The organism is Glaciecola punicea, assembly GCF_001756615.1.
Classification (GTDB): domain Bacteria; phylum Pseudomonadota; class Gammaproteobacteria; order Enterobacterales; family Alteromonadaceae; genus Glaciecola; species Glaciecola punicea.
In genome coordinates this window covers 23,859-38,599 of record NZ_LZXY01000001.1, presented here as the reverse complement: position 1 = coordinate 38,599, position 14,741 = coordinate 23,859, and the positions used below count along the sequence as shown (strand labels likewise).

Annotated in this window: 10 protein-coding genes and 1 pseudogene; 4 read left to right on the top strand and 7 right to left on the bottom strand. The window is 42.8% G+C overall.

Translation table 11 applies throughout. From position 1 onward, the window contains the following. Nucleotides 1–9 precede the first annotated feature (9 nt). Both BAE46_RS00165 and BAE46_RS00160 read right to left on the bottom strand, forming a co-directional pair. Nucleotides 10–576 carry a phosphoribosyltransferase gene (locus tag BAE46_RS00165; protein WP_070111468.1) on the bottom strand — a complete coding sequence of 189 codons (567 nt, stop codon included), beginning with the start codon at nt 574–576 and terminating at the stop codon, nt 10–12. 72 nt (nt 577–648) lie between these two features. After that, nucleotides 649–1,845 carry a lipoprotein-releasing ABC transporter permease subunit gene (locus tag BAE46_RS00160; protein WP_040520116.1) on the bottom strand — a complete coding sequence of 399 codons (1,197 nt, stop codon included), beginning with the start codon at nt 1,843–1,845 and terminating at the stop codon, nt 649–651. Nucleotides 1,846–2,220: 375 nt separating this feature from the next. Between BAE46_RS00160 and mfd the strand changes: the two genes are divergently transcribed. From mfd to BAE46_RS00140, 4 genes are read left to right on the top strand one after another with little or no spacing between them, the layout of a single operon-like run. Then, entirely contained in the window at nt 2,221–5,718 is a 3,498-nt protein-coding gene (mfd, locus tag BAE46_RS00155) for a transcription-repair coupling factor (protein ID WP_006003442.1), read from the top strand. Between the two features lie 18 nt (nt 5,719–5,736). Beyond that, complete coding sequence (locus BAE46_RS00150; protein ID WP_006003441.1) at nt 5,737–6,987, top strand: CsiV family protein; 1,251 nt, start codon at nt 5,737–5,739, stop codon at nt 6,985–6,987. A gap of 25 nt (nt 6,988–7,012) precedes the next feature. Then, nucleotides 7,013–7,540 carry a cob(I)yrinic acid a,c-diamide adenosyltransferase gene (locus tag BAE46_RS00145; RefSeq protein WP_006003440.1) on the top strand — a complete coding sequence of 176 codons (528 nt, stop codon included), beginning with the start codon at nt 7,013–7,015 and terminating at the stop codon, nt 7,538–7,540. Between the two features lie 42 nt (nt 7,541–7,582). Next, nucleotides 7,583–9,907 carry a penicillin acylase family protein gene (locus BAE46_RS00140; protein ID WP_006003439.1) on the top strand — a complete coding sequence of 775 codons (2,325 nt, stop codon included), beginning with the start codon at nt 7,583–7,585 and terminating at the stop codon, nt 9,905–9,907. 60 nt (nt 9,908–9,967) lie between these two features. Here the strand turns inward: BAE46_RS00140 and BAE46_RS14950 are convergent. From BAE46_RS14950 to pheS, 5 genes and pseudogenes are all read right to left on the bottom strand, one after another. After that, nucleotides 9,968–10,126: pseudogene (locus BAE46_RS14950) on the bottom strand (protein translocase subunit SecF); the annotation flags it as partial. 42 nt (nt 10,127–10,168) lie between these two features. Beyond that, the gene (locus tag BAE46_RS00135) at nt 10,169–10,780 is read right to left on the bottom strand and encodes a hypothetical protein (protein WP_006003438.1); all 612 of its coding nucleotides are present in this window, start codon (nt 10,778–10,780) and stop codon (nt 10,169–10,171) included. Between the two features lie 10 nt (nt 10,781–10,790). Then, nucleotides 10,791–11,084 carry an integration host factor subunit alpha gene (locus BAE46_RS00130; protein WP_006003437.1) on the bottom strand — a complete coding sequence of 98 codons (294 nt, stop codon included), beginning with the start codon at nt 11,082–11,084 and terminating at the stop codon, nt 10,791–10,793. Between the two features lie 5 nt (nt 11,085–11,089). Beyond that, entirely contained in the window at nt 11,090–13,477 is a 2,388-nt protein-coding gene (gene pheT / locus BAE46_RS00125; RefSeq protein WP_006003436.1) for a phenylalanine--tRNA ligase subunit beta, read from the bottom strand. A 12-nt stretch (nt 13,478–13,489) separates the two neighbouring features. Then, nucleotides 13,490–14,470 (bottom strand): phenylalanine--tRNA ligase subunit alpha, encoded by a 981-nt coding sequence (pheS, locus tag BAE46_RS00120; protein WP_070111467.1) that lies wholly within the window; start codon nt 14,468–14,470, stop codon nt 13,490–13,492. Nucleotides 14,471–14,741: the final 271 nt, after the last annotated feature.

Here is a 14,741-nt window from a genome sequence, read left to right as displayed (position 1 = left end):
CACTAAGCGCTACTTAAAAAGGATGTCGTGTAAATCGTTGAGTTCAGATTTGCCCGCTATAATCTCTTCTTTTGTCAGTCCTGATAATTCATGCGGAAATACTAGCCAATCAGCACTTTCATGCACATAATAATCAGGCACTAAATTGCTTTTAGTTTTGTTATTTTTAGGCTTGTAGTAAGGTGTTGCAATACGTATTTCTTTAGGTGCATTTAAGCGCATCAAGCTGTTTATTTGATTAATTAAGGCTTCAATACTGCGGCCCGAATCGAATACGTCATCAACAATGAGTAACTTATCGGTGGCATTTGCGTTTTCAACCAGATAGTGCAAGCCATGCACTTTTATCTCTTTAGACTGCTTATTGATGCCATAGTAAGACGATGTGCGTACCGCAATATGGTCGGTGGGCGCCTCCTTGTATTCAAAGAATTCTTGTACCGCGATGCCTATGGGCGCACCACCACGCCAAATTCCCACTATAAAGTCTGGCCTAAAGCCATCTTCAAACACTTGTGAAGCAACTTTGAACGAATCCTGCAGTAGCGACGATGAACTTATGAATACTTTACTCACTGTTATTCCCTAGATGTTGTGCTGCTAGCATCCGCCAGCAGCTAAAAATTATATGATGATAAATAATAGCAATTATTCGCTACGCAAGCTATTTGCAGGCGTAATTGACTGCGCTTTGTAAGCGGGGTACCAGCTTGCCAACACACATAATATGATTGATCCCAGTGCAATAAACACCAGTTGATTCGCTTGAATATCAATAGGCAAGCCTTGCCCATTTTCGCCAAAGGCTAAATTAGATCCCAATAATTGCAGAATATCGTTTAAGCCCCAGCAGCCTAAAAGGCCAAGCGAAATACCCGTAATGATACCTTTTAAGCCATTAAATATGCCGTTGAATAAGAATATTTTCATAATATCCTTAGGCAACATACCTTGGGTTTGTAAAATCGCAATGTCTGATTTTTTTTCTGATACCACCATAACCAAGGCCGACACCACGTTAAACGCCGCCACCGCAATGACCAGTAACAGCATAAGCGACATCATGTTTTTTTCCATTTTAACGGCGTCGAATAAAGGACCCTGACGCTCGCGCCAATTTCTAAGCGAAAAATCATTTGCCGTTAAATACTCAACCACGGGAAGATACTCAAAGGCATCACGCAAAAATAATCGCTGCTGCTGTATTTGCGTTGTTTTTTTACGTGAAAGTCGTGCCAGATCATCAAGATGAATAAACATCACCTTATCGTCCATTTCGGAGTTTATATCAAATATAAACGAAACCGTTACTAAGCGCTGGCTTGGTATGCGACCAAGCGGTGAATAAATACTAGTGTCGGTGCTAATTAGCCTAAGCTGCTGGCCTAAACTCACATCCAAACTAGCGGCTAAAATTCGGCTAATACCCACATTAAAACTTCCAGATAGTAGACTGTCCCAATTACCATCAATAATGTTGTTAGCCACAATAGAAAATGGTTTTGCCGCTTGCGTTTGCGTACCTTGTAAAAATAAAGGGGCCACTGTAGAGCGCGACTGCACAATTACCTCACGTTCAGCGTAAGGTACCTGCGCTAATACTTGAATCTCTAAATTAGGCGGCAGCTGCACAGGGTTTTCACTTGCCACGACTATATGCGGCAATATCCCTAATATACGTTTTTTCAATTGTCCTTCTAGGCCGTTCATGACGGATAAAACCACGATTAAAGCAGCAATACCTAGGCTTATTCCGACAATCGAAAAGCGATTAATAAACGCAACAAAACTTTGTTTGGTGCCTGATTGGGAATATCTCAACGCGACAAAAGCAGAAATTGACATTTAAAATTAGTAACCTAGCGAAAAATGGGTGTTGTTTGCGTGCAAGTTTACTATTATTTACCCTTGGGTGTATATGATCCCTTCAAGCGTATATACGTTTACATCAGCACAGAACCAGCCGTTATCTATGCTTATGGCGAGGCAGTTGAGTCGGTAAAACTCAGCCTATGCTCACTTGCCAATAAGCCCTTATAAAAACAAAAATAGCCTTAATAGAGGTTATGAGCCTGCTTTATGATAATATTCTTCGCGTTTTACAGCCATAGGCTAACAATCATTGCAGCGCGTCGAACACCCTTATAATAATGCAGGCAGCATAATTCACTGCTAAAGATTCATTTCAAACAATTTACACTAAGAGTATGCTTTAAAAATATGTCGTCAATTATCGAACCGCGATTACCAAAAACCAAAAAAGAGCGCAACATTACCGATCGTATTAAGTGGACAGGCTTAAGCGGTAGCGCACAATCACTTGCGATTGCCAAAGCCGCCCAAGCTCACAACGGCCCTTTAATTGTTATTACCACCGACACCGCACAGGCCTATCAACTTGAAAAAGAGATAGCATTTTTTAGCAATGACGAGAACTTGAGTGTCAACTTATTCCCGCACTGGGAAACCTTGCCGTACGATCATTTTTCGCCGCATCAAGACATTGTGTCAAAACGACTTGAATCACTCTATTTATTAAGCAAGAAAAAAGCCGGCGTGTATTTAGTCCCGGTGAGCACATTGCTACAAAGACTCTCTCCTGTTACCTATGTTGGACAGCACTTATTATATTTAGAGAGAAATCAAACCTTAGATCCCACCGAGTTTAGACGCAACCTTGAGAAATCAGGTTATTTGCATGTGGGGCAAGTGATGTCACACAGCGAATTTAGTGTGCGCGGCTCTATTATCGACTTATTCCCGATGGGCAGTGACAAGCCCTTTAGAATCGATTTGTTTGACGACGAAATAGACTCTATTCGCTATTTTGATCCGTCTACACAACGTAGTTTAGAAGAAGTAAACAACATTCGTTTGCTTCCAGCACGCGAGTTTCCCACAGACAAAGAGGCCATTTCAGGCTTTCGCACCCGCTATTTAGACCAGTTTAGCCAGTCGGCAAACAATGATCATGAATCTGTTTTGTACCAAGTAAGTAAGGGCACCATGCCCGGCGGCATTGAATATTACCTGCCCTTGTTCTTCGAAAACACCGCTAGCTTGTTTGATTACTTACATGAAGATTCACTACTTGTTTTTGCGCATGATATTCCTGCTGCCAGCGAACGCTTTTGGACAGATTTGCAAAACAGGTATGAGCAGTATCAATACAATTTAGCGCGCCCGCTGTTGCCACCCGAAAAACTATTTTTGACTGAACAAGAGCTAAATGGCTACCTGAAACAGTGGCCCAGCGCCAAAATCACCAGTGAGATAGTGAAAAAATCAGCGACGAACACACCATTTTCAACCCAAGCGGTGTCAAACATTGGCATTGATACACTAGCCACGAATCCTTATTCTGCTATTCAAGCAGAAGTTAAACGCGCCGCTGAAACACGCAAAAAAGTCATATTCGTGGCCGAATCTACGGGACACAAAGAAAGCTTAATCAACATTCTTAAAAAAGCAGCGATAAAAGTCGTGTCTGCTGATTCATTTACCCAAGCATTAGCGCATAAAAGCCCCATAAGCATTGTAATAGGCCAAGTAGAAGAAAGTTTTGACTGCAGCGACAAAACCTATCCTTTGCTGCTTATTACTGAAAAACAGCTACTCGGTCATAAAGTCAGTCGGCGTAAGCAGCGCAGTAGAGCCACATCGGTCGATGAAAGCGCTATTATACGAAACCTTGCCGAACTGTCGCAAGGTTATCCAGTAGTACATATTGACCATGGTGTGGGCCGTTTTCTAGGCCTGCAGACGCTTGATGTAGGTGGCCTTACTACCGAATACTTGACGATTGAATATGCAAAAAAAGCAAAGCTGTATGTGCCGGTAGCTTCGCTGCATCTAATAAGTCGCTACAGCGGTGGCGAAGCTGAAAATGCGCCGCTGCATTTATTGGGCAACGACACATGGTCAAAAGCACGACAAAAAGCGGCCGAAAAAGTACGTGATGTCGCGGCACAGTTGCTTGATATTTATGCAAAACGCGCAGCCAAACCGGGCTTCGCCTACCCCATTGATTGGCTAGAATATCGACGTTTTACTGACAGCTTCCCATTTGATGAAACGCCCGATCAAGAAACGGCTATCAACGCAGTTCTGCAAGACATGGGCAGTAATAACGCAATGGACCGCTTAGTATGCGGCGACGTGGGCTTTGGTAAAACCGAAGTGGCCATGCGGGCCGCCTTCATAAGCGCTATTCACGGAAAACAAGTGGCAATACTGGTGCCCACCACTTTACTGGCACAGCAGCACTACGAAAACTTTAAAAACAGATTTTCTCAATTTCCCTTCGAAATAGGAGTAATGTCGCGATTTGTTAGTCAAAAAGACCAAAAAGTAATTATGCAAAAACTAGCCAATGGTCAAGTTGATATTGTGGTTGGCACGCATAAACTCTTACAAAACGATGTTAAATTTAATGATTTAGGCTTGGTAATAATAGATGAAGAACATCGATTTGGCGTCAGGCAAAAAGAGAAATTTAAAGCCCTACGTGCTGACGTAGACATACTCACCCTTACCGCTACTCCGATTCCCCGTACTTTAAACATGGCGCTAAGCGGTATGCGCGATTTGTCCATTATTGCAACGCCGCCTGCTAGGCGTCTCGCCGTTAAAACGTTTGTTCAACAACGCCATACTGACATTATTCGTGAAGCCATAATGCGAGAAATATTGCGCGGCGGGCAAGTATATTTCTTACATAATGAAGTAAAGACAATTGAAAAAACAGCCGCTGATATTGCCGAAATAGTGCCTGAAGCACGTATTGCGATAGGCCATGGACAAATGCGCGAGCGAGAGTTGGAAAACGTCATGAACGACTTTTATCACCAGCGCTACAACGTCCTGGTATGCTCTACTATTATCGAAACCGGCATAGACGTGGCAAGTGCTAACACGATTATTATCGACAGAGCCGACCATTTAGGTTTAGCGCAACTCCACCAACTGCGCGGGCGAGTGGGCCGCTCGCACCATCAAGCCTATGCTTATTTACTAACGCCACACCCAAGAAGAATGACCAAAGACGCCAGCAAACGTTTAGAAGCTATTGCTTCACTTGAAACACTAGGCGCGGGCTTTGCTCTTGCGACGCACGATCTTGAAATAAGAGGCGCGGGAGAATTATTAGGCGACGGCCAATCTGGGCAAATAAATGCAATAGGCTTCAACTTGTACATGGAAATGCTAGAAAAAGCCGTAGAAGCACTCAAAGACGGCAGAGAACCTAGCTTAGCAGATACTTTAGGCAAACAAACTGAGGTCGATTTACGCGTAGCGGCACTACTACCAGAGGATTATATTGGCGATGTAAATATGCGCTTAGCCATGTATAAAAAACTTGCTAATTGTGAAGATTTAGACGAGATTGATAGCTTGCAAATAGAGATGATTGATCGTTTCGGTTTGCTACCTCCCGCCGCTCAAAACTTAGTTCAGCAAACGGCGATAAAACTAGCGGCGGCTAGTTTAGGCATAAATAAAATTGAAGCTAACGATCAAGGTGGTACTATTGAGTTTGAGCAAGACGCAAAAGTTAACCCTGGTGCATTAATACAGTTAGTGCAAAAGAAATCGTCTCAGTTTAAGTTTGAAGGGCCTACTAAAATACGCTTTATGTGTAAAACACCGGCCAATAAGGAAAGACTAGACTATACCCTTAACCTTATAGAATTACTCGCTGAAACCTGTTACGCGTAACGATAACTATGGAATATAATGACTAAGCGACTTATAATCTGTGCAACAATATCTTTAACATTGATGTTAGGTAGCGTTGTAGTACTGGCACAAAATAATAATGAGACGCAATGGTGGTTTAATGTTGAACTCATTGTGTTTAAGCGCGATCTGTTGCCCAATAATAATGAGAACTTTGGGCCTGCATTGGCCATCGATACGCATAATAGTAACGGTACGCAAAAAACAGCTTACAGCAGTAATTTTCTGTACTTAAAAGCCTTACAAAAAGCGTTTAGTGAAGATAAATATCGCACCGCGTTGCCCTTATGTGATGTTAACCCACAGCAAACATCTGACATTGTTATTCTTGATGAAAGCCTATTAGCTAGTTTACTTACACCCTTTGATTTAAGCAGTTCCGCTGATGCAAGCAAGCGTGATTTGGGTAATGATCAGCCAGTAGGCCAGCATCAAAAAGAAAGACTGTCTGCATTAACAAACGATATTCTATTTATAAATAATCAATTGGATAATATTGCAAACTCGTCATTTTCCATGTCTTGTGTGAGCAGCTTTTTGCAAGCCCCGTTAAGCTATTTTATTTTGCCTCAAATAGGCCCACGTTTATTCAGTACTGACAGCTATTTTTGGGGCAGTAAACAATTATTAGCACAAACTGACTTAGTTTTGGAAGATTTTGCTAAAAATATATTTAGGCAACGTGATATTACGCCACTTTTACATACAGCATGGCGACAAGAGATTGAGTTTGGCATTGAAAACGCAGAGTTTATTCGCGTTCGCGCTGGGAAACTGCTCGCAGCCAAAAACACCCAAAGCTTTAAGCAGTGGCAACAAGCATACGAAGAAGCTAATCTTGCACTAGCTCAAAACGACGACGCACGTTTCTTTAAAAATTTAAAAGATGATCTACAAAACCTTAAATCCATCGAGTGGCTAGAAGAGGAACCAGCGCTTGACGATGAAAAAGAGATACCGTTTTCACTTGCACAGCAATATGAGATAGAAGGCAAAATAAAAGTCTACTTAGACTATGTAAGCCAAGTGCCCTACCTGCATATAGACAGTGAGTTTAATCATTTTTCACTCGCCATCGACGAAAATGGTAATAGTGAACTAACGGCCTTTCCATCAAAGCAAAGAAGGCGCATTATTAGTCGGCAAATCCATTACTTTGACCATCCAGCTTTTGGTGTCATTGTGCACTTAGAAAGATTTACGCCGCCAATAAGCGATACGCGCACGCTTGACAACGTTGACAATTAACCCCAAACAAACCAAGGATACATACTTGAAGATCTATACCAAACAAGGTGATAAAGGCACAACCGCTGTTTACACCAGTACGGTGGTTAGAATGGACAAAGACGATATATTGCTAGACTGCTATGGCACCCTTGACGAGTTAAACTCGTACTTAGGCTTATGCGCAAGCCACCTAGATGAAGAATCTATGCAAGTGCAAAAAGAAAAGTTGCTGTTGTGTCAACAGCAACTTTTTGCCATCGGCTTTGCTCTGTCAGACAGCGACAAACTAGAACTTACCAGCGTTGAACACTTAGAAAGCAGTATTGATGAGTTGCAAACAAACCTACCTGCACAAACCAGCTTCATTTTACCAGGTGGTAGCATGGTGGCTTCGCATTTGCAGGTGGCAAGAACAATCGCGCGGCGTGCGGAAAGAAGACTCGTTAGCGTGTCCAAACACTATGCGGTAAATGACATATCGTTAGCCTACGTTAATCGTTTGTCTGATTATTTATTTGTATTGGCAAGGCACTGCAACCACGCTGCGGGCGTTGTAGACATTAACGTATAAGTCTTATGTTAAATTTCACGATATGAACTAAGGTACGCATATATGAAGGCGATTAAATGGGGCTTTTTAGGTCTTGGCGCTGCTGCTGTAATGCTCATTCTCATTGCTTATATAGGCTTAACCGCCAGCCTGCCAAGTTTAGATGGCAACATAACAACATCTACTATTGCTGAACCTGCTAGTTTACGCCGAGACAGCATTGGCACCGCGGTCATTAGCGCACAATCGCAAAGCGACGCTGCCTATGCTCTAGGTTACGCACACGCGCAAGACCGCTTATTTCAAATGGACTTGCTACGCAGACAAGCGGCTGGCGAGCTTACTGAAATTGTAGGGCAACGAGCGCTAAGCGTTGATAAAAAACATCGTGTTCATCAATTTCGTCAACGTGCACAAATAGCTTTTGACGGCCTTTCAAGCCAAGAACAACAAATTCTATCGGCCTATACCAATGGGGTAAACGAAGCCGCACAATCCCTTTCAATGAAGCCATTTGAGTATTTATTAACCGGCAGCAAATTTGCCCCTTGGGTGCCTGTTGACAGTTTGCTAGCCAGCTACAGTATGTATATTGACTTACAGCTAGCGCAAACCGAAAGAGACTTTCGGCTTAACGTCATAAAAGACCTGTTTGGCGACTCGATGTATCGTTTTTTCACATTACCAAGCAATTATCAAGCTGCTATCGACTTCAGTATTATCGATATACCGCCTGTTGAGGTGCCGCCAGCGCCACAACTCTCAAAAATGAAGCAAACTAAAGACAAGCCTCCTGTGGCTTTTAATTACTATGATTCGGTGCAAGAGCAACCCGACTACGGCAGCAATAGTTGGGCCGTTATTGGTGAGTTGAGCCATAGCCAAAGCGCGATGCTTAGTAACGACATGCATTTAGGATTACGCGTGCCCGCTATATGGTACAGAGCACAGCTTAACTACAAAAGCGGAGAGCAAAATGTAAGCGTTACTGGGGTATCTTTGCCAGGTACACCCGCAATTATAGTTGGCTCAAACGGTCATATTGCATGGGGATTTACCAATTCAAATATTGATAACGTTGACTGGATAAAATTGGATGACGCCACATCTACCCAAACAATAACCGAAACCATATTAACGCAAAGCGGCAGTGAAACACTTGAGTTTGAAATGAGCAAATACGGGCCGGTGCGTAAATTCAAAGACCAGAGATACGCCCTAAAATGGATAGCACATCAAGACTACGCGGTAAACATTCGCATTGCCGATATGGCAAAAGTGATCAATATTGAAAGCGGGCTCAAACTGGCTAAAGAAGTACGCATCCCTGCGCAAAACATGCTAATTGCCGACAGCGCGGGCAGTATAGCGTGGCAATTAACGGGCGCTATGACGATGCGAAAGCCACTCCCTCGTTATGCCATTGCCGAAGCACAGTACAGCCCACTATGGGATGAACCGCAATTAATGCCAGCTAACAACATTAACCCGGAAAATGGCAGATTATGGACCGCCAACGCCAGAGTTATTGGCGTAAAAGATTTAGCGCAGTTTGGCGACGGTGGCTATGCACTAGGAGCACGCCAGCAGCAAATTAAAGATTTATTGATGCAGCAAGCACGTTTTAATGAACAAGATTTTTACGATATTCAATTAAACAACGACGCTCTATTCCTAAAACCTTGGCATGAGCTTCTGCTGAACACTCTAAACCGCAAACCACAGCAGTATTCACATGATATTGATGCCCTGAATAATTGGGGTGCATGTGCGTGTGCAGACTCTGTGGGCTATACCTTGGTACGTATGTTTCGCAGTGGTGTTATTAATCAGCTTTTAGTGCCCATAAATGAAATATTAAAAGAACATGACTTATCCACGTCTTATCTTTTACGCAGCATAGAGCCTGCAATATGGGCCATAATAGAACAAGACGCGAAAGATTGGTTACCCCAGAACAGCGATGATTTTCCTGCACTCATGCTCAGTGTTTATGATGATACAAAAACGCGTCTTATTGAGCAGCATGACGCAAAAAGCGATGATTTAAGCCAGTTGAACTGGGGCAATGTAAACGCACTTGAGGTGAAACATCCGTTTTCTTCTACATTAGGGCCTTTAAGTACGCTGGTAGATATGCCTGAAGTAGCAGGCTATGGTGATAGTTTTCTACCCGCGGTGCAATCAGGTTCTTTTGGGGCGTCACAGCGCCTTATCGTACGCCCAGGAAATGAAGATAAAGCCATACTAACCGTGCCCGGTGGTCAGTCTGGCCATTTTATGTCGCCGTATTACAAAACAGGATTCAACGAATATGCTGCGCAAGGAAATACACCACTTTTACCCCAAAAGATACAGCATGAAATCAACTTTACACCGTCGCGATAAGCTCAAAGATGTCATTAAGTGAGGTGTTGTTAGGAAAAACAAACGCCTCACAATCTATGCTTATGGCCTATCCATTAAGGCCTGAGTTTCTTCATCTACTGTCACTTCGTAATTTTTAGCATTCAAGCCTATTAGCTCAGGCAATGTCGCGGCAATACATATAGATGAAAACGTACCTACTATAATGCCGGCAAATAAGGCTATTGCGAAACCCTGCAGTTATGTGCCAACCCACACTATTGTCTTGGCTTTCGTCTGGCGTTAGTTTGTAGATGATTCGCTCAAAAAGAAGTTTTGCCACTGTCGTCTAGCTTCCGCCACTTCATCTCCATCATAGCCGTCTTCTTTGAGTTGGGAAGCTACTTTGGCTACCAGTTCATCGCGCTGCTTTACTAATGCCATTGAGCGTTCGTGCAAATTTTTAAAGGCAGGATAATTTTCATAGACTTTACTTACGTCTTCAAACTCTAAGAAAACGCGTTCAAATGCGGCTTGATAGTTAGTCTTCATGCCTTGAAACTCTAAATACTTTAGACCTTGTCTTCCGGTAATTAGGGAACGTTCATTTGGGGCTAAATTAACTTGGTCTGCGGCGCTTAATAAAGCTTCTTGCCAAAGTGCTAAAGCCTCAGCGTCATCGTCTGCTGCTGCTTGAGCAAGGGCTTGCTGCACGTCTATTGCGCCAAGCATCTCTTCTAAGGTCAATAAAGGCGTGTTTGAGGTTTCAGGAGGTGAAACAAGCTGCTCGTTATATACGCTTACTTGTTCTTCACTGGTCCTAGGGTCATCAGGATCACTATTTTCTGTACAGCCAGACATCAAAAAAGCACACACAACTACTATGCGCTTAAAAAAGAAGTTACCTTTACCCATTTTTACCCTGTTACTTAAGCGGAATATTCTCTACCCTACTTTTTAATTTTTGACCAGGCCTAAATGTTACCACCCGGCGAGCCTTAATCGGAATATCTTCACCGGTTTTAGGGTTTCGACCCGGCCGCTCATTTTTAGTCCGCAAATCAAAGTTACCAAAGCCAGACAACTTTACTTGCTCTCCAGATTCTAAACACTTTTTGATTTCTTCAAAGAATAACTCAACAAGATCTTTTGCATCTTTCTTGTTTAAATCTAGCTTTTCGAACAAATGTTCGGCCATGTCTGCTTTGGTTAATGCCATAAATATTAATCTCTTAATGCTGCACTAAAATTGTCTCGCAAGTGTCTAACTACTTTATCGACAGTGTCTTGAATTTCTTGATCTTCTAATGTTTTATCAACGCTTTGAAACCATATTGATAAGGCGAGACTTTTTTCACCTTTGTTTATACTTTCACCAGTATACATATCAAACAAGTTTATGCCAAGCAGTCCAGATATTCCAATTTTTTCGATACTTTTTAGTAATTTACCCGTGTCTACATTTTCCAAAACAGTAATTGCCAGGTCTCGTCGAATAGCCGGAAACTTAGAAATAGCTTGAGCTGACGGCAGGTTTCTTTGTTCAATATCAGCCACATTTAATTCAAACGCAAAGGTGCGTCCATTTAAGCCTAATGGCTTCTCAAACTGCGGGTGTATTGCGCCAATAAGGCCAATTACTTTTTTATTTACCACAATCGAAGCGCACTGGCCTGGGTGAAAAATAGTATGCTGACTGGGCACAAACTCTGCCTCAATGTGCCCTGCTGACATACTTAATATTTCTTCCACTAAGGCTTTAGCATCATAAAAGTCGCGTGCTTTGTTCGCGATCGACCAGTGTTCTCCCGCAGTATTGCCAGATAAAACCGCTGTCAGCTTAACACACTGATATACGCCGTTCTCCGCGTTTTCATCAGCGCTAAAGACAAGGCCCGATTCAAACAGAGCCAAATTTTGCTGCTGACGCTTTTGATTATAAGACAGCGCCTGCAATAAGCCTGGCAGTAAACTCACTCTCATCACCGACATGTCGGCACTAATAGGATGTTCCAAACTAAGCGTTTTCGCCTCGGGAAACAGCAAGCTTTGTTTTTTCGGGTCAACAAAGGAATACGTAATCGCTTCTTGGCAGCCTTTGGCACATAGCATTTGCTTAAAGCTATTAAGATTAATGACTTTTTCTTGCTGATACGACATATTTAAGCGGGCTAAAGGCGCTGTGTTTGCAATATTGTTATACCCATAAACACGAGCAACTTCTTCTATTAAGTCCTCTTCAATGGCAATATCAAAGCGGTATGATGGCGCTTGCACTTCCCAATGGCCACTGTTGAATACCACCTTCATACCCAACCTATTTAAGATGTCGCTTACTCTGTCATTTTCAATATTTGCACCTAACACATGTGCTAGACGCGCTTTTCTTAGCACTACTTGATTACGTACAGGCAAATACGACTCACTCTGCGCTACTGTGATGGGGCCCGCTTTGCCGCCTACTATCTCAAGTAAAAGCTGTGTGGCTCTTTCCATAGCATCTGTTTGTAGCTGTGGATCTACCCCGCGCTCATAGCGATGCGATGCGTCAGTATGTAAACCATATTGTCTGCCCTTGCCAAGTATGGCGTCAGGACTAAAAAAAGCTGACTCTAAGAAAATATCTTTGGTGTGCGTTTGCACACCTGAATCTGCCCCACCGAATATGCCGGCCATAGCTAACGCTTTTTGTTCATCGGCAATGACGAGGGTATTTTCAAGCAAGGTTATTTCGTTGCCATCAAGCAATGTCAGCTTCTCATCTTTTACCGCGTGACGAATAATTATATCGCCGCTTAACTTTGCATTATCAAAAGCATGCATTGGATGACCTAACTCTAGCAATATATAGTTTGTAACGTCTACAACAGGGTCAATAGAACGCACGCCGCTGCGTCTCAGTTTTTCTTTTAGCCAAAGTGGAGAGTCTACCGTTAAATCAACATTTTCAATTATACGGCCCAAATAACGTGGACACTCTTGGGGACTCGCCAGTTTAATGCCGCGTACAACATGTGTGCTTATTTCACTGGGGCTTATAGCTAAATTTTTGACGTCCAGCTGATTGAGAACGCCTACTTCTCGAGCAATGCCTTTAAGGCCTAAACAGTCGGCTCTATTAGGCGTTAAATCAATTTCAATAATATTGTCGTTTAAGTCTAAGTACTCGCGAAAATCTTGGCCAATAGTGGCATCGTGGGGCAGCTCGGCTATGCCTGAATGATCATCGCCCATGCCTAACTCAGAAAAACTGCACAACATACCGTGTGACGGTTCACCCCGTAATTTTGTCTTTTTAATTTTAAACGGACCCGGTAAAACCGCGCCTACAATCGCAACGGCTACTTTTATACCTGCTCTGCAGTTTGGTGCTCCGCACACGATGTCAAGCAGATCACCGCTACCTACATCTACCTTAGTTACCTGTAGCTTATCGGCATCCGGATGTCTGGCGCATTGCACTACTTCACCTACAAGCACGCCGGTAAACTCACCGGCTACAGGCGCAATACCATCTACTTCAAGGCCAGCCATACTAAGCTGTTCGCATAGTGCTGCGGTGTCTATTTTGGGATTTACCCACTCTCTTAACCAAGATTCACTGAATTTCATGTAATACTCTTACTATGCAAACTGTTTCAAGAAACGTACGTCATTTTCAAAAAATGAACGTAAATCGGTTACGCCGTAGCGCAGCATGGTGAGGCGTTCAACGCCCATACCAAATGCAAAACCGGTATACTCTTGAGGATCAATATTTACCGCTTTTAATACGTTTGGGTGCACCATGCCGCAGCCTAATACTTCTAGCCATTTGCCGTCTTTTCCCATTACATCAACTTCAGCTGATGGTTCAGTGAAAGGAAAATACGACGGACGAAAGCGAATTTGTAAATCTTCTTCAAAAAAGTGATGCAGAAAGTCATGAATAATCCCTTTAAGCTCAGCAAAGCTGACGTTTTTATCGACCATTAAACCTTCCACCTGATGAAACATAGGCGTGTGGGTTTGATCGTAGTCGTTACGGTAAACGCGCCCAGGTGAAATAATTCTAAGCGGCGGTTTTTCATGCTCCATGGTGCGAATTTGCACGCCTGAGGTTTGCGTACGCAGCATTAAGTCGGGATTGAAATAGAACGTATCGTGATCGGCCCGCGCAGGATGATTTTTGGGAATATTAAGCGCATCAAAATTGTGAAAACCATCTTCAACTTCAGGGCCTTCTTTTACCACAAAGCCTAGTTCGCCAAAAAAGTGTTCGATTCTGGCGATGGTGCGACTCACCGGGTGTAAGTTACCCATTCGTATACTTCTGCCCGGTAAACTAACGTCTATAGACTCAGCAGCTAATTTAGCATTTAATTCAGCTTCTTTTAAGCCTTGTACTTTAGCGTTAATTAAGCCTTGAACTTCTTGTTTTGCTAGGTTTATCTTTTGTCCAGCGACTGGCCTTTGCTCTGCGCTTAGCGCGCCAAGACCTTTCATTAAGTCGGTTACTTTGCCCTTTTTACCCATAAAGGCAACGCGCACTGCATCAAGTTCAGGCGGCGTATTTGCCCCTTCAACGGCCTGGCGTGCTTCTTCGATGATTACTTCTAGCTCCATTACGACCTCTTTATCGAGCATTATCTACGCTTGTAATATAAGCGCTGATTATTATATTGTTCAGTAGTGTATTTTACACAAGTTTGATCGCATTTATTCATAAAATGTTATTAAAACAGGTAATTAATAGATTTAACGCAAAATTTTGTGGCTGATGTTATCGAAAGAAGAAGCGCACAGGGGAAGTTTTGAATGGTTGAAAATTAAAAAAGCGAGCTTCCTGCTCGCTTTTTTAAAAAAGAACTTAAACTACTAATTTAATAGCTTGGTT